This window comes from Rhodococcus sp. NPDC057014 (assembly GCF_042673295.1).
Classification (GTDB): Bacteria; Actinomycetota; Actinomycetes; order Mycobacteriales; family Mycobacteriaceae; genus Rhodococcus_F.
On the sequence record NZ_JBHUSF010000081.1, the window covers coordinates 1 to 19880 of the forward strand.

A 19880-nucleotide genomic window follows, 5' to 3' on the forward strand; every position below is an offset into this window, starting at 1 on the left:
GTAGTCGGCCAGTGCCTCCAACATCGGTGCGTGTGACTGATCCATGCGGTCCGGGTACCCAGTCGCCGCGGGGTGAACTCGCAACACCGTGTGGTCCACCAGTCGAGAGTCGTCCGCCGGGACGTACCGCGCTCTCGCGGTGTCTTGTCCACTGTCCTTAGATCCAGCCGGGCGTCACCGAGCCTGGCCCCACCACCGCAGCCGTCTGCGGTCACGCCGATCGAAGGCTCCGGCCAAATCCTCAACGTCTGTGCACCACTGTCGATTTCACGACCGAGGCTCGCATGACCGGGATCCACACTGGTGCTGTTACGGCAGTTTTCGTCTCGTCACCGGTCCCGAGGTGAGGAGTTTCCGCAGCCGTGCTGCCGGTGAGCGTTCGCTAAGGACAGCGCTGCTGCTGCGCGAGCGTTCCCGGATCCCGGCGACGAGTTCGCGAATCACCGACTCGGTGTCGTGCCGCGGGTGCCAGCCGAGTTGGGCGCGGGCTCGGGAGCATTCGACGAGGGGTGTGGCGTAGGCGAGATCGATCCATCCTCGATGGACTGGTGAAAGATGCAGCGTCCACGCGAGGTTGGTGATGATGCTCAATGCCGGTGCGGGAAGGTGCACGAGGTGGGCGTCGAAGGCGTCGCGGAGCAGGTCCGCGGTCAGGGGTTCGTCGGCGGCGATGTTGAACGGCCCGGGCGCCCGCTGGGCGAGGGCTTTGATCACGGCGTCGGCGACGTCCTCGGTGTGCACGACGGGAAGTGAGAGGGTGCGATCGAGGGGGAGGACCGGAAGTGCCGGTATCCGCTGGGACAGGGTTCGTGGCAGATAGCTCGGTGCCGCGTACCGCAGCAGCGCGGTGGCCTCGTCGTGCTGGGCGATCAGGCCCGGACGTAGCCGGGTGACAAGGAGAGGAGCCTGCCCGTCGGCTGTAGCTGCGGTTTCGATTTCGTCGAGGACGTCCTCCTCGGCGACTTTGTCGGCGCTGTAGATCGATCGCGGAATGCCTCGACGGGGCCACTGTTCGGACACCGGCACGCCGTAGGCGCCGGGGGAGTACACCGCCGCCGACGAGAGGTGGACCAGGTGGCCCACTCGGGCATCGCGTGCTGCCCGCGCGACCGCGCGGGTCCCGGCGACCGCTGTTCTCCTCAGGTAGTCGCGGTCTCGGGCCGGTTGGAATGCGATCGCCAGATGGACCACGGCGTCGGCACCCTCGAGCACCGGGACGAGCGCGGTGTGCGCGTCGTCGCGGGCCAGGTCGATCTCGTGCCAGTGCGCTCGCGTGTAGGGAGGGGTGTGCGGGGGCGTTCGGCGGGCGATCCCGGTCACCGCGGTCCCGGGTTCCTGCGCCGCGAGGAGACGGAGAAGCGCGGTGCCGACATTTCCGCTGGCGCCGGTGATCACGACTTTGCGGGAAGCGTGCATCGGCTACCGGTCCCGTCGGCGGCCGATCGAACCGGTGCGCTCATCGGACGGAAAAGGGTGATTGGCGCCTGTGGCGGTCAGAGTCATCGAGTACCTCCGGATCGACGCGGGCGTCCCCGTGGGCCGACAGGGAAACAGGAGGATCACCCACGACCACTTGCTGCTGCGGGGCGGGGCGGCCACCGATTCACCATTTCGTGGGCGGGTACCCGACCCGTGACGTGCCATTGATCGGAGAGGTGCATGAGCGAACATACCCCGCACACCATCGACTATCCCGGCCGCACCGCGGACATGGCGGAAGAACCGCAGGACGAGATGCGCGCGTACCGGGGTAACGAATTTCTGAAAGACAAACGGGCGCTGGTCACCGGGGGTGATTCGGGGATCGGCCGCGCCGTGGCGGTGGCGTTCGCGAAAGAGGGCGCCGACGTGGCGATCGCCTACCTCGAGGAGAGCGACGACGCGGCGCACACGGCCGATCTGATCGAAAGGCAGGGGCGACGCTGCCGCACCTTCGCCGGCGACCTGGCCTCGGCGGAGCACTGCCGTGACGTGGTCGCCCGCACGGTCGCCGAACTGGGCGGACTCGACATCGTCGTCAACAACGTCGCCTACCAGGAACCGGTCGACGACTTCCTCGAGTTGTCCGAGGAGCAGTGGCGGCACACGTTCTCGGTGAACATCGACAGCTACTTCCACGTGAGCAAGGCAGCGGTACCGCATCTCGGCCGGGGCTCGGCGATCATCAACACCGGTTCGGTCAACGGGCTGCGCGGGAACAAGTCGCTGATCGACTATTCCGCGACCAAGGGTGCGGTGACGGCATTGACGTATTCGTTGGCTCAGACCCTGCTGGACCGCGGAATTCGGGTCAATTGTGTTGCCCCCGGGCCGGTCTGGACCCCACTGATTCCGGCGACCATGGACGAGGAGAAGGTCGCCGAGTTCGGGAAGCAGGCCCCCTACGTGCGGGCCGCGCAGCCCGACGAGATCGCCCCGTCCTACGTGTTCTTCGCGTCCGGTCTGCTGTCCTCCTACTACTCCGGGGAAGTGCTCGCCCCACTGGGTGGCGAGACACTGCCGGGCTGACGGCGTGCGGGACCTTCGAAAAAGTCGTGCGGGACCTTCGAAAAAGTGTCGAGTGGACAGGAAGTCGTGTTCGACGAACACCGCGGGTTACCCGTCACCCACCCGGCGTTCGCCGCACCCGTCGGATATCGCGAGGACGAACTCGTCGGGGACTGCGCATGGGCTGGTGTTGCCCTCCGACACCCCGATAGCGCCGCTTCCTACGAGACATTCACGGCGGTCACGTCTCTCGCGCCACTTTCTTCCGGCTCCCTCACTGTGGCGGGGACTGGTTGCGGGTCCGTGCCGCGGTATCCGCGTTCACTGTGGTGGTGCGCATCTGATCGCGGTGACGTGGCGGGACTGCAGCGCAGACCTCTGTGAAGATCCGCGCTCGGTCTCGGCCGAGATTCGAGTGCTCCTGCATGGATCGCACCGATAGCCTGCGATTTCCGCCGCGGCGGCCGTTTGGTTTACCTGCGCAAGGTCAATCGAAGACTCCCGCGATGTCGAGTATGAGCAGGATGGCGATCGCCACGAATACGACGGCGATCACGCCGATGACCACCATGGTGGCAATGCCTGTGGGTGGAAACGACCAACTTGTGCGCGGTTCGTGCTCGGACACCCTTGACGTCTGTGCGGCGTCGGGCGGGGTCGAGCCCGGCGGGACACCGCCGCCCGGCTCGAGATCGGAAGTGTTCGCCGGATCGGGGTCCGGAGGTTGAGCGGTCGACATGAAGCGCCCCCTTCGTGGCGTACTGCCATCCGTCCGTCGGGCGGACGGACGGTTTATGGGATAGGGGTACCCGGATTCGCGACGCACATACGGCGGCTTCGCCCGGAGGGATGAGTGATCGATGCGGCGAGGCGGTCTCGGGCTCACGCCGACTCGACCCACCGCCGGTGGCGGGGGTCGTAGGTGATCAGTCCCCGTTTCTCGAAGGCGCGTAGCCATCCGCGCATGGGCCATCGGTGCCAGCGACGGTGAAAGAGTTCGGCGTTGGTGAGGATGTCGGCGAGGTGCTCGACCGGGGGATCGGACACGGGATGGTACTGGTGAAACGCGTCGGCGCCGCCCACCCACCGCAGACCCACCCTTGCCGCGGCGGCGGTCTGCGCGAGGTCGGTGTCTTCCCCGCCGTAACCGGTGTAGTCGGTGCAGAAACCGCCGATCCGGTCCCAGGTGGTGGCGGTGACGGCGAACGACAATGACCAGAACAGGTCGTAATCGGACCCGATCAGCACGGTTCCCGCCGGTGGGGCGGGACGTGCCGGGTGCGGGCGGCGAAGTTCGTGGACACCATCGAGGTCGTATCCGGCCGGTCCGGGGGGCGGTAGATAGGTGACGGGGCCGCAGAGCAGGGCATGGTGATGGCGCCGTTGCCCCGCAGCGTCGGCATATCGCTCGAGCATGGCGGTACCGGCGATGCAGTCCACGTCCAGGAAGACGAGCAGTTCGGCACCCCCGGCCAGGGCAGTGGTGGCACCGGCGTTGCGGGCGAGGGCCAGCGGCAGAGGGCCCCGATCGTGCTCGATCCACACCAGTCGCGCGGTGCTGTCCTCGGAGGCCACGACCTCGGCCACCGCGGGGTCGCCGATCGCGACGACCACATGCTCATAGGGGGGCACGGTGCTGCGTGCCAGCGACCGCAGGTGAAGCCGCAGATGGGTGTCCCGGTGCGCGGCGATGGTGACGACCGCGGTCCTCATCGGGAGGACTCGGATTGTTTGGCGAGCGTGTCGATGACCGCTGCCGCGCGTGCGGCCGCCCCCGCGGTCTGCCAGCGCGGCCACCGCCCCCCGCCCAGGGCGAGGGCGGTCTCGATCAGGTGCGGCCACGCGGTCACCGGCGGCCACTGCGGCACCGACACGGCGAGCCCGTGGGCTGCGAGCGCCGCCGCGATGGCCTGCTGTTCGTCGAACGGACGCTCCTGGGCGATGATGATCGCCGGGCGGCGGGCGGTAGCGATATCGGCCACGGCGTTCTGACCCGCATGAGAGATGACGACGTCGGCGCTGCTTAACTGCGGCCACGGGTCGTCCGTCCAGGGCGCTCCCGGAACCCCGAGCGCCTGCCACCGGTATCCCCGGTGCTGTTGGGCGCACCGCCGGATGTCGTCCATCGTCAGACTCGATCCGCCGGTCCCGCTGAGCACCAACACCTGGGGCCGCCCGGATGGCGGGGGGTCGGCGCACGCGCGGCCGTCGAACCGGCTGATCCCGCCCACGAAAGTGGTCTTGTGCGCGAATTCCTGCAGCCACGTCGGGTCGTAGATCTCTTGAGGCCACGCCGAGATGATGTGCTCGGCCAGTTGATATCCCAGGCGATGTGCCGAGTCGGTGCGGTCTCCCGGCATGGCCATGACCACGACCGGCACGCCCAGGAGCCGGACGAAGACGGCCGCTTCCACCGAGACGTCGACCACCATCAGGCTCGGCCGGGTGGATTCGATCCAGGTGGCGATGCGGCTCATCCGCGATTGCAGCCCCCGATCCAGCAGCGGTGCCCAGTGCAGGGTCTCGTGGGCCGTCGGATCCACGGGCGGCCCGCCCCGGTCGTCTCGGGGCAGACGGATGGCATCGGCGAAACATTTTGCCGGGGAGGGGGGGAGGGGTGCAGAGGAGAGCGCGGTGACGGCAGTGGCGAGGGCGGAGCAGATGCTCGCCGCCCGCGCCCGGTGTCCCTGCCCGTGATGATGAATGTAGTAGCCGATCACGACGGCACCCGGTCGAGGCTCGGCGGCTTTCCGTGGCGTGGCCGCCGAATCAGACGCCGGTAGGTGCCGACGTACGCGTCGATCATCGTGCGTTCGGAACAGTGTTCCTCGGCCCGGTTGCGTGCCGCTGCGCGGGACAGTGCCACGGTCTGTGGGATCGCCGCCACCAGGGCATCGAGGTCGTCGGGGGGGACCAGTCGGCCGCAGTCCGGGGTCAGTACTTCAGGAATTCCACCCCGGGCGAACGCGGCGACGGGGGTGGAGCAGGCGAGTGCTTCGGCGACCACCAGGCCGTAGGGCTCGTCCCATACCGGTGTCACCAGCGCGGCTGCGGACCGGCCGATTTCGGCGGCCAGCGCGACCTGGCCGAGGTGGCCGAGGTAGACGACGTCCCGGTTCAGGAGGGGTCGGATGGAGCGTTCGAAGTAGTCCGGGTCGCTGACCGGGCCGGCCAGCACGAGAGGGAATCCGGCGCGCCGTGCGGCGGTGATCGCGAGGTGGGCACCTTTTTCCGGCACCAGTCGGCCGAACCAGATCAGTCGGTCGCCCCCGTCGCCGACCGGCCAGTCGGCGAGATCGACTCCATTGCGGATGACCTCGATCTCGCCGACCGCGTGCCGCCAGGAGGCGGCGGTGTGGGCGCTCACCGCCGCGAAGTGGGCACCCTGCCCGCCACTGACCGCGAGTGCCGACTCGAGCCACGGTGTGGGCGGGGTGTGCAGGGTGCACAGAATCGGGGTGGGGACGGTGGCGGCCATGGCCACCGGCAGGTAGTGCAGGCTGTGGTTGTGGATCACGTCGAACGCACCCGCCAAGGGTCCGGCGAGGTCGAGCATCAGTTGCAGATAGGCGTGATGTTCGGCCATGAACTGGACCGACGGCATGGAGGCGTCGGCGCGGGCCGCCGCGCTCAGCTCGAACGTCCGGACGTCGAGGTGAGTGCAGCCCAGTGCCGGATCGGAGCCTGCGCCGGCGAACAACGTCACCCGGTGTCCGTCCGCGGCCAGGGCGCGGGCCAGATACCACACGTGCGATTCGAGGCCGCCGGCGAACGGTTGCCGGATCGGGAATCGGGAGGACGCGAGAAACGCGATCCGCAGGGGTGCCGCGGTCATGACAGTGCCCGCTCATAGACGTCGCGGTGTGCGTGGGCCAACCCCCGCCGCTGCGACGCGCGTTCGGCCCACCTCGCCCGCGCCGGGGCAGCACCATGGAGTGCGCGGATGCACCGGTGAAGTGACACCGCATCGAAATGGGTGTCGTCGAACCCGAAGACCGCGCAGTCCTGTTGCTGCCCGTAGAAGCCGCAGCTCGGGGCGGCGACCGCGGTGCCGAGGTCGTAACAGGCCTCGAGCCAGCCCGAGTGCGTACCGAACCGGTACGGCAGCACCGACACCGACAGCGACGACAGATAATCCCAGAGTTGGGCGTCCGAGAAGTACGGGTGGACCCGGACGTCGACACGATCCCGGTCCCGGTAGCGCAGAAGACGCGCACCGGTATCGGGGGCATACCAATGATTGTCGGGATCGAAGATCTCGTCGTGGACGTCGACCTGCAGCCGCGCACCCTCGAGGTCCAGCACGGTCTCGGACAGTGCGTCGAGGACGGGAAACGGATCCATGTTCGCGCGCAGGCTTTTCACATGTACCCCGATCACGAACTCGTCGCGGCGTGGCCGGGGACGGTCGATCAACGTGCGCTCGACCACGTGCGGGTGTTCGAGCACCGTGGCCGTGCGATCCCAGTTCCGAGCGATCACCGCCGCGGCACCCGGGGTGAGGGTGATCACCTGCGCGGCGGCGGGGATCAGCACATCGAGGAGTTCGAGGTGGGGTTCGGGATCGGGTTGGTGCGGGTTGCGCAGGTCGTGGACGGTGTACACCACCGGGATACGCCGAACGGACAACTCGTGGAGAACATCCTTCATCAGGGCGGGATCGATAGCGTCGAAACCGAAATGTATGTGGAACACGTCGAATTCTGTGTGGTGCCGTCTGATCCACATCGGATCGAGCATCAAAGGCGGCCACCACCCTCCCGGAACCTTTCGCCCATCCGCCGGGACCGGGTCATGCAGCCGCACCACCTGATCGCGGTGTTCCGGATCGGCGAGATGTCGAACATAGACGTGCGATCCCGGCACCGACGCGACCCGGATCATCCGTTCACCTTCACGGCGAGCAATGTGGTGTTCGAATGTCCGATGCCGTCGAAGGCGCCTGAGAAATTGACGAGTCGATCCGTCCGAAAACCAGCGGTATGCAAGTGCACGACACGGGTGGAGTGACTCTCGGGCCCGGGTTCGACCAGAGGAATGGGGTGGGTACCGTCCACTCTCACCTGTGCACGATCTCCGCGGCTCTGCCCATCGGGTCCTGGCTGTTCTGCCACGAACTCACTCCTTTGCACCCGTCAAGCCGAATTCTGCGCACCTGTGCCCCCGGTCGTCTGCGATTACCCCACCCCGTGAGCGACGAATCCCAGAGACCCTCGAGGCCGCGTACCGAGCAACCGCGGCTGGGCTCGGACGAAACCGGTTCTGGTCACGCGCAGAATTTCGATAGCAGTACCCAGCACCGGCGGGCGTGCGTTCTCCAGATTCGACACACCCCGTTAACAATGCTGGCGAGTGGGGTAACTCGGTAGGACGACACTGCCGTGTGCACTGTAACCGGCGATGCACGTCACCCGACCTATGTGAGGTAGTCATGTCGACCGATGCGATCGTGCTGCTGAAGAACGACCACAAACAGATCCGGAAACTGTTCCGCGATTTCCGCGGTGCCGGATCGGGTGCGGAGGCGGAGAAGGGCCGCATCGTGAATCAGATCATCGAGGCCCTGACGGTGCACACCTACATCGAGAACGAAGGCATGTACCCGAAGGTCCGGGAGCTGGCCCCGGACCTCGAGGACGACATCCTCGAATCCTACGAAGAACACCACGTCGCCGATGTGCTGGTCGTCGAACTGGCAGCGATGACACCGGACGACGAGCGGTTCGATGCGAAGACCACCGTGCTGATCGAGAACGTCGAACACCACATCGACGAGGAGGAGCAGGAGTGGTTCCCCAAGGTGCGAGAAGAGTTGGGGCGGAAGAAACTTCAGGAAATCGGTAAAGGGTTGCTGGAACTGAAGGAGAAGGCGCCGACCACGCCCGCCCAGCCGTCGGCGCTGAAGAAGACGGTCGACGCCGTCCTGAAGTAGGGGATCGAGTAGGCGGACCGAGGGAAGGGTACGCGATCGGGGGATGTGGCAGAGCAGGCCCGAAAGGCGGTGCGGATGGTGCTGGTGGGGGAGCCGTTTCGGGTCGCCGCCGTGTTGCGCGGCGGCGCCCGGGTCTTCCATCCACGTGGCCTGGTCGCCACCGGCCACATCGAGTTGCACGGCCGGTGGTGGCCGCTGGAGTCGGGGACCCCCACCCCGGTGATGGCGAGGCTGTCCGGCGGAGTGGGGACACCGACCGGTGTGCCGGACGTGCTCGGACTTGCCCTGAAGATTCCGCTTGATCCGGTCGGCACCGAGTGGGATCTGCTGCTCGCCAGCTCCGGCACCTCGGCGGTGACCCGGATCCTGCCCCTTCCCGCTCGGGGCTGGAACAGCGCCCGCTACAGCAGCCTGATGCCCTATTCGTCGAACGGTGCGGACACCAGATGGGTCCTGGCCGTCCCGATCGGCACGCACCCGGCGTCGCCCACGCGCGATGCGCTACGCGACGCGATCCGGGGCGTGCCACTGAGGTTCAGGATCGAGCTGGTGTCGTTGACCGGTTCCCCCGTCCCGGCCGGGCAGGTGACGTTGACGCAGGTGCAGGAACTGCCCGACGACGAGCACCCGACCTTCGACCCGGTACTGAACTGTCCACCGCAGTTGGTGCTGCGGCCCGGATGGCTCGCAGCGGTTCGGGTCGGGGCGTATCGGGGAAGTCGGCGCGGCCGCGCCGACCGGTCCCCGTAGGTACTCCGGCCGCGAGTGTCTAGCTGCAACTGTAGTTCGTGCTCGTACACGATCCGGGGCACGGGAGCGTGTCATGGTCGTCCGAGTCCGTGATAGGTCCATCCCGCATCGCGCCACTGCGGGGGGTGGAGGCAATTGCGGCCGTCGATCAGCACCTTGTTGCGTACGAGCGCATCCAGGTCGGCCGGTTGCAGTTTGCGGAACTCCGACCACTCGGTGAGCACCAGGACCACGTCGGCGCCCTGGCACGCGTCCGCAGCGGTCGGTGCGTAGCCGAGCGTCGGGAACAGTGCGCGCGAGTTGGTCATCGCCTTCGGGTCGTAGACGTTCACGGACGCGCCCTGCAGCTGAATCTGTCCGGCAATATTCAGTGCGGGCGAATCCCGGACGTCGTCGGAGTCCGGCTTGAACGCTGCACCCAGGACCGCGACCCGCACACCGAGGAGCGAGCCGCAGGTGTGCCGGACGAGTTCGACCATCCGGGTGCGGCGCCGCATGTTGATGGTGTCGACCTCCCGGAGGAAGGTGAGTGCCTGGTCGGCGCCGAGTTCGCCGGCCCGGGCCATGAACGCCCTGATGTCCTTCGGCAGGCACCCGCCGCCGAACCCGATTCCGGCGTCGAGGAAGCGGCGGCCGATGCGGGCGTCGTACCCGAGCGCGTCGGCGAGCACGGTGACGTCGGCGCCGGCGGCCTCGCACACCTCGGAGATCGCGTTGATGAACGAGACTTTGGTGGCGAGGAAGGCGTTGGCGGCCGTCTTCACCAGCTCGGCGGTGGCCAGATCGGTGATCAGGAAGGGGACGTCCTGGGCCAGCAGTTGCGCGTACACCTCGCGTGCCACCGCTTCTGCCCGGCCGGGTCGGTGGCGGTCGATCCCGAGCACCAGCCGGTCCGGGTGCAGGGTGTCCTGGACGGCGAATCCCTCCCGCAGGAACTCCGGGTTCCACGCCACCTCCAGTTCGGTCCCGGCCGGTGACAGCTCTCGGGCGCGGGCGCCGAGCCGCTGCGCGGTCCCCACCGGCACGGTGGACTTGCCGAAGATCACCGCGGGACCGGTGACCAGGGGCGCGAGAGTGTCGATGACCGTGTCCACGGACCGGAGGTCGGCGGCGAACTCGCCCTTCTTCTGCGGGGTGCCGACGCACAGGAAATACACACCGGTGAACGCGGCGGCCTGCTCGTACGAGGAGGTGAAGCGCAACCGACCTGCCGCGACGTGGCGGCGGAGCACGTCCGCGAGTCCGGGTTCGTAGAACGGCACCTCCCCGGCGTCGAGTGTCGCCAGCTTCGCCGGGTCGACGTCGACTGCCAGCACCTCGTGCCCGAGCTCGGCCAGACACGCGGCATGAGTCGCACCGAGGTATCCGGCACCGAACACTGCGATTCTCATCGTTACCCACCATTCCGGAGTGCTGCGCCGTCGCCGTCGAGCGCGCTCGGGGGGACTGCGACGTCACCGGTCTCGGCGAGATCCGGGTCCGGCGGGAACACGTGGCATCGGGACCGCACGATCACGGTCTCCGTTCGTCGTCGATGGGGCATAGGGTGGGCTGCGGCGAGGTGTCGAGGCGCGGCAGGTCGTGGGTCGCCGGACCTTCCAGGACGGTGCCGTCCGCGTCGAAGCGGGATCCGTGCAGGGGGCAGTCCCACGACTTTTCGGCGTCGTTCCACCGCAGCACTCCGCCCAGGTGTGGGCACACCGCGCCGACCCTGATCGTTCGTCCGTTGACCGTGCAGACGCCGACCGGGCGCACGCCGTCGCGTACGACGGTTCCCGAGTCGGTCTCGGCGGGGCGGGCACCGTTTCCCCTGCCGCCGTGCAGGATTGCCTTCGTCCAGCCGGTGGCCAGCTGAAAGGCGACCTCCCCGTTGGTCTTGACCGCCGAGGGAAGGTCGAACAGCTGGGTGGGGGACCAGCTGGTGAACGCGTCGGCCCACCGCAGGTGCCCGTGCAGGATGCGGTCGGTGAGGGCGAGCGCGGCGGCGACGCCGTTGGTCAGGCCCCATTTCCCGTAGCCGGTGGCGACGAGGATCCCGGCCCGGCCGGGCACGAGCGGTCCGACGTAGGGCAGTGCGTCGAGGGACGTGTAGTCCTGGGCGGACCAGCGGTGGGTCGGTTCGGCGCCGGGGAAGTGCCGGCGGGTCCAGTCGACGAGGTCGTCGAGGGCCTGCTGCGGCGAGGGTGAGCGGCCCACGACGTGACTGTTGCCCCCGACGAGGAGGAGCTGTCTGTCGTCGGCCGGTCGCAGGGACCGGGTCGGGGAGTCCGCCGACAGGTACATGCCGCCCGGTGCCCCGTCCGGCATCGCGAAGGCCAGAGCGTAGGAGCGTTCCGGGACCAGCCGCGCGAAGAATCCGCCCCGGTCGAGGATCGGGATTCCGGTGGCGAGCACCACCCGGCCGGAGGTGAGATCGCCGTGCTCGGTCACCAACCGGTAGCGTGCCCGTCCTGCGCTGCGCACCTGCGTGACCCGGCGATGCTCGACCAGGACACCGCCGTGCGATGCCAGGTCGCGTGCCAGGGCGACCAGCACGGGCATTGGGTCGAGCTGGGCCTGCCCGTCGAGAACGACGGCACCCGAGCAGGGCACCGGAAGGTCGATGTCGGGCACGAAGTGGACGCCGAGCCCGGCCGCCCGGCATGCGTCGTACTCGGCGCGCACGCTGTCGGTGGCCGAGGGCTGCTGGGCGTAGGTGATCGCCGGTTCGGCCTCGAACGGCACGTTCCGTTCGGTGCAGTACCGGAGCAGCCACTGCTGCCCCTCGAGGTTCCCCTCGACGTAGGACCGGAGAACGCCCGGCGAGTGCCTGCGCGCGATCTGGCTCATTCGGGTGCCCTGCAGCAGGCTGACCTTGCCGGTTGTATTTCCGGTGGTGACAGCGCCGGCGGTGCGCGCTTCGACGACGGCGACTCGCTGTCCGGCGCGGGCGAGAAGCAACCCGGTCGTGAGCCCGGTCAGTCCCGCGCCCACCACCACGGTGTCATATTCATCCCCGGACGCCGCCGTCGTGGCCGCGGCGTGGGGAAGGGAGGAAGATGCGAACGCGCGGTCACGCCACAACGAAGTCATGCACCGCGTTTGCCCGTCCCCGGGGAAGCCGAAACCCGGTGACCGGCGTGGTGAGGGCGGTGCGTGCCCAAGCAGGTTCCGTCCACCATCGGGTGAGGGAAGTGATCGCCTATCAGAGCGCGGTGCGACACGGCGGCGTCCGCGGCTACGGCGGCGAGGACACCGATTTCGCGCAGCTTGCCGCACCACACAACATCGGGCTGCGCTGGGTCGGCGGCGCCCACGCCTTCCACCAGCACCGTCCGGTGTCCGACCCGCCGGTCGAGCACCTCGACGAGATTTTCGCCAACGCCGCCACCTTCCACCGCCGTTGGGGCTGGTGGCCGATGCACGGCTGGCTGAACTCCTTCGCCGACCGCGGACTGATCCGCTACGACCCTTACCGGCGGCAATGGGCCCGCACCGACCACGGAACCATCTGAGCACCCACCGCACCGGCGCCGACGAAGAAGACACACCGCCCGTCAATCATCGACGGCCCTGACCCACCCGCACGACGTCCTCGCCCCGCACCCCCGGGTCCCGCTCAGCCCGAGCCTTGTCCGGTTCGCGGACTTGGCCGGGGGTACTCGCTGCATGAAGCGCATCTCGTGCGTCAGAGTTACCCGTTCTCGGCGGTGGAGAAGAAGATTATGGCCGATCAGCAGCGTGATGTCATCGAGATCCTGACGCAGGATCATCGCGAGGTGGAACGGATGTTCGCCGAACTCGAATCCCTCACCGGCTCCGATGATCGGGCCCGCCGCCAGGACGTAGTGGACCAGGTCACCATCGAGTGGGTCCAGCATCTGGTGACCGAGGAAGCCGAGGTGTATCCGGCGGTGCGAAGCAAGATCGGTGACGCCGAGGCGCAACGGGGGCTGGATGCACACGCCGAGGCCGAGGACACGATGAAACGGCTCGAAAAACTGGCCGCAGGAACACCGCAGTTCGACACCGAACTCGCCACCTTGATGCGGCAGATCCGGGAGCATGTCGCCGACGACGAGGGGCGGATGTTTGCGGACCTACGCCGAATTTTCAGCTCCGAGGAACTCGTCGAGCTGGGCACCAAGGTGGAAGCGGCCAAGAAGCTCGCGCCGACCCGCCCGCACCCCTCCGCTTCCCACACCGGGCCTGGAGAGAAGAACCCGGGCCCGATCACCGGGCTGCTCGATCGGATGCGCGACGCCGTCACCGGCCGCGGGCACCGCGGCGCGGCCGGCTCGCCGACCCGGTGAACACACGCCAGCCATGGACGGATGCCGCCGGCGGGGTCCGGTACTCTCGCCCGGCCGACAGAGGGAGGGAAAATGGCGGGAGTGGGCCCATTCGCATGCGTCCCGGTGGGCACGCCCGGGCTGTTCCGTATCCGGCGTTCGAGCGGTGTGGTCGTCGAGACGGTCGTGGTCGCGAAGTACGTTCGCCCCGGGGCGGTGCACGGACACGGGGTGCATGACTTCCTGGTGCGTTACCAAGGACGCGACGTCACGGTCTCCGAGCTCAAACGGGAGTGGGGTGAGGACTCGGTGGAGCTGATGGACGCGGCACGGTTCATAAGGGGGACAGCAGAGGCCCGGGGATCGGGTGTGAATCGTCGAGCGCACAGTCCCAGCACACCAACCTCCTAACTCGACGAGGTCGCGGTGCACGTGATCGATCGCGAAGCCGGCTCCTCGCGATGACTCCCGCGGTGGGCGGGGTTTTCGCGATGCAGGCGACGCCGCCCCTGGGCCCACAGCCCGCGGTGTGCATGTCAGCACGGCGGGGCACTCGATACCCATGGCATCGGAATCGGAGCAGCCGTTCGACGCAGCAGTCATCGGTGGACGATTGATGACGCTGGTGGACCGCGACACGGCCACACTCTCGCATGCGTTCGGCGATGGCCTGCAACCCGCATCCCGGCTCCCGATACCCGGACTACGAGCAGGTACTGGCATGGGTCATCCCGGCCATCACCGACGTGGTCGTGGCCCGTCTCGGGACCGCGCCGCCGGGACAGGAGTTCGCCCTGGCCATACACCGCAGGAACGGCGACGAGGTCGACCCCGCCCACCTACCCCAATCCCGGGACTGGGTGGGTGCTGCGGACCGCCGGGTTGTTCCTGGCCGACGACCCCGAGGCACGTCGGAAGCGGCTCGAAGCGGCCGGACGGCACCCGGACCCCGTGCAGCGGGCCACCTTGCTCGCCGACGCCCTGATCTGGCTCGACTTCCTCCTCGACGCCGACGCCCCGATCCCCCGGACCTGACCGCGTGACGTCACAAACCGCGCACAAGGACGACGTGCCCAGCTGCGGGGCTGGGCCAAGTCCAGGGTAGTGACGACAGATTCGAGGCCGATCTGGGCCCATTGTCACGGCTTCGACCGGGGCGGCGCGGAGGGTGCGGGAGGAGAACGGACCGCGCGGCAGCAGAGCATGCCGGCAGCGCACCCTCGACGGGATGACCGCCGCACTGGCGTGCAAGCACGGACAGGCCCGGGGACGATGATTGTGGAGCCTCGCTGGCGGGTACGCGCGGAAGAAGGTTCCTCCCGAAGGAGTGATCGACATCAGAGCTCAGTGCGACACGACGGCGTCCGCAGCCAGGGTGTGGTCGGTGCTGTCCGACGGGTGGATGTACCCGGTATGGGTGGTCGGGGCGGCGCGGATGCGGGCCGTCGACGAAGACTGGCCGGCGGTGGGCAGTCGCCTCCACCACTCGGTGGGGCTGTGGCCTGCGCTGCTCAACGACAACACCGAGGTCCTCTCGGCCGTTGCGGAACGGGAACTGCGGTTGCTGGCCCGCGCGTTACCGGCGAGCCAGGCGGAGGTGACGGTGCTCCTCGAACCGCGCGGCACCGGTTGCCACCTCGAGATGTCCGAGATGGTCGCCCACCCCCCGTTCAACCGAATACCACGAAAGGTGCACGACACTTTCGTCTATCCACGCAACCGCGAATGTTTACGCCGCCTGACCTTGATCGCCGAACATCACGCACATCGACAGGCCACTGAGCCGCGCGCGCACCCGTAGCCGAACATGTCCAGAACTTTCTGGCCGCATGTGCTTCGGTGAGGTCACGCACTGTACTCGATGACGGCGGCGTATCGTTCCGCTCGTGGATGTGGCATTTGGCTTCAATCTGTCTGCGTATGAATGAGATTCACTCAAACGTTCACATCCTGGCGCGTTGCCCCCGGTGCGGGAAGTTCCGGTCCATCAGGATGGTGATCTCGCCGTGCCGGACGAGGCGCGGTGGCGGGTCATGAGGCGCTGCGTCCTGCGTCCGGGTCGGCTCGGAACAGCCGATGCCAGTGCTCGATGGCGACGGCCCGCGCGTCGAAGCGGTCGTTGGTCGGTGATGACCAAGTTCCGTGGGCAGGGATTTCGCTGAACGCTTCGACGAAATGCGGGAAAGCGAGATGGTGCCGGGTCGCGACGTCGAGGAGTTCGTCGAACGCCTGATCTTCGTTGCAGTGGCGGGCCTGCATCACCAGATGCTGTGCCACCTCGAGTCGGGCGCGGAAATGCAGCTCGGGGAGCGATGAGCCGGTCGGCACCGCGGTCATCGGGACCGAGACCAGCACGCTTCGGGACCGACGAACGACCTGGTGACCTCGTTCCCGGGAGGGAGCACAGCGACTCCCACGGGGCGGCCGGGCAGAAAGAGGAGCGGGGGGACGGTCACATGCATTGCCTTCCGGTACTACGGTCGTCGGCGTGTCAGGCCGACACCGCTGAGCACAGAGTCCCCCGATCACTTCGTCGAGAAACTGGCTCTAGTAGCCGGGATGGGTCGTCGAACGCGTGCAGCTCGAATCGCATTCCCGCGGTGCAGCGTTCAGGGGTGTTGTCGGCCGCGGATCACCACCATCTCTTCGGTGCGCTGATCGGCGGTGATGATTCCGCGGGCGGTGAGCATGTGCCGGCGTGCGGTCAGGACGGGTCCGAAGGGAATATCCTGCCGAGCGATGACGTCGACCTGTAAGCCCTGCTCCTCGAGCATGACCTGAGTCTTGTCGGCCCCGCTCAGTGCCGACTGGGCGAGCAGCAGTGTTCCCCCGGGTGCGAGGACGTCCGGGACCTGGGCGCAGATCCGGTCGAGCAGCGCTCGCCCGTCGGTGCCGGCGTCCCAGGCCTGCGCCATGCCGGTGTCGGGAAGCCGGTCATCCTGGGCGGGGACGTAGGGCGGGTTGGAGATCACCAGGTCGAAGTCTTCGTCGCGGACGGGGGCGGTGAGGTTGCCCTGCAGCACCCGAATCGTGTGCCGGTGGATCCGCGCGTTGAGTCGTGCGGTCAGCACGGCGCGGCGGGAGATGTCGACCGCGGTGACACAACTCGCCCCGAGCTGGGCGGCTCGCAGGGCGAGCGCTCCGGTGCCGGTGCAGATGTCGAGGACCCGCGTCAGCGGAGTCAGAGGGTGTTCGACCAGGGTACCGGCGAGCAGCCACGTATCGTCCTGTGGGGGATACACCCCCGGGATCCGTAGCAGCATCAGGCGCTCCTCACGCTTGTTGGGTCGACATCATGTGAGCGCCTGCGTCACTCGACGGAGTGCGTCGTCGAGCAAAAACAGGGCATGGGCGGTGGTCGCCTCCACCACCTCGCCGGGCTCACCGTCGAAGTGCCGTAGTTCGGTGCGCGTGTCGCCGCCGGTGAAGATCCCGAACCACACCGTGCCCGGTGGTTGTCCGTCCTGCGGCCCCGGTCCACCGACTCCGGTGACCGCCACCGCAAGGTCCGCGCCGAGCAGTTCGGCCACCGTGGTCGCCATCGCGCGGGCACTGGGTTCGCTGACCACCGGGCCGTCGGGGACCTGCAATAGTCCGTGTTTCACGGAACTGGCGTAGGCGACGATGCTGCCCCGATACCACTCGGACGAGGCGGATGCGGCACCGAGCACGGTGGAGATTCGTCCGCCGGTCAACGATTCCGCGGTGGCAATGGTGAGTCGCCCGGCGCGTGCGGTCGCCGAGATCCGTTCCGCCTGCTCCTCGCAGCTACCCACGCGGTGCACCCCGCTCCGGGTCCGGGGCGGTGTGGCGACCGATACGGTGCAGTGCGGAGACCCCCGCCAGGCTTGTTGCGAGCACGATCACCAACAACACGACATTGAGCATCTGTCCTCCACCGTCTCTCCCACGCAACGTCTTTGGTGCGCTCTGTCGGACTGTAGTTTTCCCGTGCGGTAAAGCGGTGGACGTCGACTCGAACGCGCCGAGGGAGGTCCGGTGGTGCGGCGGCCCCGCCGGCTACTGGCTGAACCGGAGGAGCCTGGCCGTCACCGCGTCCCGGGGTGCGCCGACGACGTCTGTACCGAGTTACCCAGCCACGACCGACCACAATCTTCACCCGCCGCCGGACGGCCCCGCCGACGGAAAGGGAGGTCACGGCCGAAACGAAGCAGGAGGGGTGAGGGACGTCCGAGGCAAGCGTGTTCTGCCGCTCAGTAGTGCGCGCCTGCGGTGGTGGCACAGCCCGGGCACAGGGTGAGGTTGTTGACAGCCCAGCCATTGATCTGTGCCGCCCCGGTGGCGGCGCCCCGGTCCTCGATTCCGGTGCGATACAGATGATCGCATCGGTCGCAGCGAACTTCCCACGCCCCGCTACCCACGCGGATCATCACCGGTGTGCCCTTCCTGGTCGACTGAGGCCGAAAAGGGGAATACCCGTGAGGGTAAACGCCGAAAACCCACGAGCGGGTTCGGGTTCAGGTGAGGGGGTACCCGGAGACGGCAGCACACGCAATCGACGGGCACCGACGATCGGCGCCGGTTCCCTGCGGTGCTCGATCCACCGAACCTTGTACAAGAAAGCAGGTGAGCACGCCATGACAGGATCCTCTATCGCGCATTCGAGAACCCGCACCCCGGTGCAATGGGCCGCTCTTCTCGTGGGCGCGGTGTTCCTGCTCGTCGGGATTCTCGGGTTCATCCCCGGCATCACCACCGGCTACGACACCCTCACCTTCGCCGGACACCATTCCGACGCCCAACTGCTCGGGATCTTCAACGTCTCCATCCTGCACAACCTCGTGCATCTGCTGTTCGGTGTCATCGGTATCGCCGCGGCCCGCACCGCGGGTGCGGCGAAGGCGTTCCTGATCGTGGGCGGCCTCGTCTACCTGGTGCTGTGGGTCTACGGGCTCGTCATCGACCTGGACAGTGCCGCGAACTTCGTGCCGGTCAACACCGCCGACAACTGGCTGCACTTCGCCCTCGGTGTCGCGATGATCGCGCTCGGTCTGCTCGCCACCAAGATCGGGCCACCGGTCACGACGACGGCGACCAGCCCCTACACCCGCTAGAACCCGAAGCGGGCGACGGCAAACCGGCCCGGCTTGCCGTCCGGGAAGAGGTCGTCGAGCGCGGAGTGCAGAGCCGGGACCGCGTGCGAGTCCCCGGCCGCGTGCAGCTTCCGAAGGTCACCGGCCGATGGAACCCCCGCCCTCGGCAGAAGATGCCAGTTGGTGGCAGAAGGAGCGGGCGATGACAATCACACCATCGGCGGATCCCGGCGATCTCACCGGAATCGGTGAGCCCGAGGTGCGCCTGACGATGGGGATCGAGGAGGAGTTCGTGCTCGTCGACCCCGACTCCGGGGCCCCATTTCTCGGCAATTCTGTCGTCGCGGCCGCAGGACAGGCGCTGGGCATCGACCTGCAGCTCGAGTTGTCGCGGTGTCAGATCGAAACGGCCACACCGGTCTGTACCCAGTTGGCGGATCTGCGGGCCGAGGTGCGGCGGCACGGGCGCTGACGGCCGCCGCGGCGGCCCGGTCCGGCGCCGCCCTGCTGGCGGTCGGGGTTCCTCCGTTCGGTCGTCCACCCCGATCGATCACCGATCTGCCGCGCTACCTACGCCTCGCCGACCACTACGGGCAGCTGGGTGAGCAGGTCATCTGCGGGGCCCACGTGCACATCGGAATCCCCGATCGGGAGGTGGCGGTCCAGGTCAGCAACCACCTGCGTCCCTGGCTGCCGGCGTTGCTGGCACGGACCGCGAACTCCCCGATCATCGGGGGCCGCGATACCGGATACGCCAGCTGGCGGCACATGCTGTGGGCGCGCTGGCCGGGCGCCGGACCGCCACCGTACTTCGACTCCGCGGGACACTACGACGCCGAAGTGGCGGAAATGCTCGAGCACGAGGTGATACTCGATCCGGCGATGATCTACTGGGACGTGCGCGTGTCGGCGCACCTGCCCACCGTGGAGGTCCGGGTGGCCGATGTACCGGCGACAGTGGAGGAAACCGTGCTGCTGGCCGTCCTGGTACGGGCACTGGTCGCGGCCGCGCTGCAGGCGATACGGGGCGGGCGGGCGGCGCCACGAGTGGACCCGCACCGGCTGCGCTCGGCGTACTGGCGCGCGGCCCGCAACGGGATCACCGGCCACGGTATCGACCCCACGTCCGGGTGCCTTGTTCCGGCCGACCGAACCGATCCTCCGGCTGCTCGACCACATCCGTCCCGTCCTCGAGGCCGCGGGCGACTATCCCGGCACGGGCGGAGGTTCTGCGGATCCTCGCCACCGGTAACGGTGCCGCCCGGCAACGACGCGTCCTGCAGGACGGGGCGCTTGCGGACGTCCTGGCCATGCTCATCCACAACACCGCCGACACAGCGTGAGGGGACCGCGGGGACACCGGTCACCGGTCACTCCGTCGCCTCA

The 19880-nt window shown here is 68.0% G+C and carries 18 protein-coding genes and 2 pseudogenes; 9 read left to right on the forward strand and 11 right to left on the reverse strand.

Going from position 1 to position 19880, the window contains the following annotated elements; genetic code table 11:
- Window positions 1-309 precede the first annotated feature (309 nt).
- The gene (locus ACFTZB_RS17915; protein ID WP_378433309.1) at window positions 310-1416 is read right to left on the reverse strand and encodes an NAD-dependent epimerase/dehydratase family protein; all 1107 of its coding nucleotides are present in this window, start codon (window positions 1414-1416) and stop codon (window positions 310-312) included.
- A 243-nt stretch (window positions 1417-1659) separates the two neighbouring features.
- On the opposite strand from ACFTZB_RS17915, the gene ACFTZB_RS17920 reads away from it, so the two are divergent.
- The gene (locus tag ACFTZB_RS17920) at window positions 1660-2508 is read left to right on the forward strand and encodes an SDR family oxidoreductase (protein ID WP_378433310.1); all 849 of its coding nucleotides are present in this window, start codon (window positions 1660-1662) and stop codon (window positions 2506-2508) included.
- A 466-nt stretch (window positions 2509-2974) separates the two neighbouring features.
- Here ACFTZB_RS17920 and ACFTZB_RS17925 read toward each other — a convergent pair whose 3' ends face one another.
- From ACFTZB_RS17925 to ACFTZB_RS17945, 5 genes are all read right to left on the reverse strand, one after another.
- Window positions 2975-3226, reverse strand: a complete 252-nt coding sequence (locus ACFTZB_RS17925; RefSeq protein ID WP_378433311.1) for a DUF6480 family protein — start codon at window positions 3224-3226, stop codon at window positions 2975-2977.
- A gap of 143 nt (window positions 3227-3369) precedes the next feature.
- Window positions 3370-4200 (reverse strand): glycosyltransferase family 2 protein, encoded by an 831-nt coding sequence (locus ACFTZB_RS17930; RefSeq protein ID WP_378433312.1) that lies wholly within the window; start codon window positions 4198-4200, stop codon window positions 3370-3372.
- Complete coding sequence (locus ACFTZB_RS17935; RefSeq protein ID WP_378433313.1) at window positions 4197-5207, reverse strand: glycosyltransferase; 1011 nt, start codon at window positions 5205-5207, stop codon at window positions 4197-4199. The genes ACFTZB_RS17930 and ACFTZB_RS17935 overlap by 4 nt, the downstream gene beginning before the upstream one ends.
- Window positions 5204-6322, reverse strand: coding sequence for a glycosyltransferase family 4 protein (locus ACFTZB_RS17940; protein ID WP_378433314.1), 1119 nt, complete (start codon window positions 6320-6322; stop codon window positions 5204-5206). The genes ACFTZB_RS17935 and ACFTZB_RS17940 overlap by 4 nt, the downstream gene beginning before the upstream one ends.
- Window positions 6319-7371: a glycosyltransferase family 1 protein gene (locus tag ACFTZB_RS17945; protein ID WP_378433315.1), complete on the reverse strand. Its 1053-nt coding sequence runs from the start codon at window positions 7369-7371 to the stop codon at window positions 6319-6321. The genes ACFTZB_RS17940 and ACFTZB_RS17945 overlap by 4 nt, the downstream gene beginning before the upstream one ends.
- A 547-nt stretch (window positions 7372-7918) precedes the next feature.
- Here ACFTZB_RS17945 and ACFTZB_RS17950 point away from each other — a divergent pair.
- Both ACFTZB_RS17950 and ACFTZB_RS17955 read left to right on the forward strand, forming a co-directional pair.
- On the forward strand, window positions 7919-8419 hold the full coding sequence (locus tag ACFTZB_RS17950) for a hemerythrin domain-containing protein (protein WP_378433316.1): 501 nt from the start codon (window positions 7919-7921) through the stop codon (window positions 8417-8419).
- Between the two features lie 75 nt (window positions 8420-8494).
- Window positions 8495-9169, forward strand: coding sequence for a hypothetical protein (locus ACFTZB_RS17955; protein WP_378433317.1), 675 nt, complete (start codon window positions 8495-8497; stop codon window positions 9167-9169).
- Between the two features lie 71 nt (window positions 9170-9240).
- On the opposite strand, the gene ACFTZB_RS17960 is transcribed toward ACFTZB_RS17955, so the two are convergent.
- Window positions 9241-10560 (reverse strand): UDP-glucose dehydrogenase family protein, encoded by a 1320-nt coding sequence (locus ACFTZB_RS17960; RefSeq protein ID WP_378433318.1) that lies wholly within the window; start codon window positions 10558-10560, stop codon window positions 9241-9243.
- 121 nt (window positions 10561-10681) lie between these two features.
- Complete coding sequence (locus tag ACFTZB_RS17965) at window positions 10682-12241, reverse strand: FAD-dependent oxidoreductase (protein ID WP_378433319.1); 1560 nt, start codon at window positions 12239-12241, stop codon at window positions 10682-10684.
- A gap of 143 nt (window positions 12242-12384) precedes the next feature.
- On the opposite strand from ACFTZB_RS17965, the pseudogene ACFTZB_RS17970 reads away from it, so the two are divergent.
- From ACFTZB_RS17970 to ACFTZB_RS17985, 4 genes and pseudogenes are all read left to right on the forward strand, one after another.
- Window positions 12385-12663 (forward strand): annotated as a pseudogene (locus ACFTZB_RS17970) (glycosyltransferase family 2 protein); the annotation flags it as partial.
- A 168-nt stretch (window positions 12664-12831) separates the two neighbouring features.
- The gene (locus tag ACFTZB_RS17975) at window positions 12832-13461 is read left to right on the forward strand and encodes a hemerythrin domain-containing protein (RefSeq protein ID WP_378433320.1); all 630 of its coding nucleotides are present in this window, start codon (window positions 12832-12834) and stop codon (window positions 13459-13461) included.
- A gap of 843 nt (window positions 13462-14304) precedes the next feature.
- Window positions 14305-14475: a hypothetical protein gene (locus ACFTZB_RS17980; RefSeq protein ID WP_378433321.1), complete on the forward strand. Its 171-nt coding sequence runs from the start codon at window positions 14305-14307 to the stop codon at window positions 14473-14475.
- Window positions 14476-14770: 295 nt separating this feature from the next.
- A complete protein-coding gene (locus tag ACFTZB_RS17985) occupies window positions 14771-15241 on the forward strand; it encodes an SRPBCC family protein (protein ID WP_378433340.1) in 471 nt (156 codons plus the stop codon).
- A gap of 230 nt (window positions 15242-15471) precedes the next feature.
- On the opposite strand, the gene ACFTZB_RS17990 is transcribed toward ACFTZB_RS17985, so the two are convergent.
- From ACFTZB_RS17990 to ACFTZB_RS18000, 3 genes are all read right to left on the reverse strand, one after another.
- A complete protein-coding gene (locus ACFTZB_RS17990; RefSeq protein ID WP_378433322.1) occupies window positions 15472-15777 on the reverse strand; it encodes an ANTAR domain-containing protein in 306 nt (101 codons plus the stop codon).
- Between the two features lie 272 nt (window positions 15778-16049).
- Window positions 16050-16703: a HemK2/MTQ2 family protein methyltransferase gene (locus tag ACFTZB_RS17995; RefSeq protein WP_378433323.1), complete on the reverse strand. Its 654-nt coding sequence runs from the start codon at window positions 16701-16703 to the stop codon at window positions 16050-16052.
- 30 nt (window positions 16704-16733) lie between these two features.
- Complete coding sequence (locus tag ACFTZB_RS18000) at window positions 16734-17216, reverse strand: CinA family protein (RefSeq protein ID WP_378433324.1); 483 nt, start codon at window positions 17214-17216, stop codon at window positions 16734-16736.
- Between the two features lie 822 nt (window positions 17217-18038).
- On the opposite strand from ACFTZB_RS18000, the gene ACFTZB_RS18005 reads away from it, so the two are divergent.
- Window positions 18039-18515: a DUF4383 domain-containing protein gene (locus ACFTZB_RS18005; RefSeq protein ID WP_378433325.1), complete on the forward strand. Its 477-nt coding sequence runs from the start codon at window positions 18039-18041 to the stop codon at window positions 18513-18515.
- A 250-nt stretch (window positions 18516-18765) separates the two neighbouring features.
- A pseudogene (locus ACFTZB_RS18010) lies at window positions 18766-19837 on the forward strand (glutamate--cysteine ligase).
- Window positions 19838-19880: the final 43 nt, after the last annotated feature.

What these genes read in the sequence shown, in the direction of transcription:
- ACFTZB_RS17915 (WP_378433309.1), bottom strand. Translation starts at nt 1,416, where the DNA reads ATGCACGCTTCCCGCAAAGTCGTGATCACCGGCGCCAGCGGAAATGTC.
- ACFTZB_RS17920 (WP_378433310.1), top strand. Translation starts at nt 1,660, where the DNA reads ATGAGCGAACATACCCCGCACACCATCGACTATCCCGGCCGCACCGCG.
- ACFTZB_RS17925 (WP_378433311.1), bottom strand. Translation starts at nt 3,226, where the DNA reads ATGTCGACCGCTCAACCTCCGGACCCCGATCCGGCGAACACTTCCGAT.
- ACFTZB_RS17930 (WP_378433312.1), bottom strand. Translation starts at nt 4,200, where the DNA reads ATGAGGACCGCGGTCGTCACCATCGCCGCGCACCGGGACACCCATCTG.
- ACFTZB_RS17940 (WP_378433314.1), bottom strand. Translation starts at nt 6,322, where the DNA reads ATGACCGCGGCACCCCTGCGGATCGCGTTTCTCGCGTCCTCCCGATTC.
- ACFTZB_RS17945 (WP_378433315.1), bottom strand. Translation starts at nt 7,371, where the DNA reads ATGATCCGGGTCGCGTCGGTGCCGGGATCGCACGTCTATGTTCGACAT.
- ACFTZB_RS17950 (WP_378433316.1), top strand. Translation starts at nt 7,919, where the DNA reads ATGTCGACCGATGCGATCGTGCTGCTGAAGAACGACCACAAACAGATC.
- ACFTZB_RS17955 (WP_378433317.1), top strand. Translation starts at nt 8,495, where the DNA reads ATGGTGCTGGTGGGGGAGCCGTTTCGGGTCGCCGCCGTGTTGCGCGGC.
- ACFTZB_RS17960 (WP_378433318.1), bottom strand. Translation starts at nt 10,560, where the DNA reads ATGAGAATCGCAGTGTTCGGTGCCGGATACCTCGGTGCGACTCATGCC.
- ACFTZB_RS17965 (WP_378433319.1), bottom strand. Translation starts at nt 12,241, where the DNA reads ATGACTTCGTTGTGGCGTGACCGCGCGTTCGCATCTTCCTCCCTTCCC.
- ACFTZB_RS17990 (WP_378433322.1), bottom strand. Translation starts at nt 15,777, where the DNA reads ATGACCGCGGTGCCGACCGGCTCATCGCTCCCCGAGCTGCATTTCCGC.
- ACFTZB_RS17995 (WP_378433323.1), bottom strand. Translation starts at nt 16,703, where the DNA reads ATGCTGCTACGGATCCCGGGGGTGTATCCCCCACAGGACGATACGTGG.
- ACFTZB_RS18005 (WP_378433325.1), top strand. Translation starts at nt 18,039, where the DNA reads ATGACAGGATCCTCTATCGCGCATTCGAGAACCCGCACCCCGGTGCAA.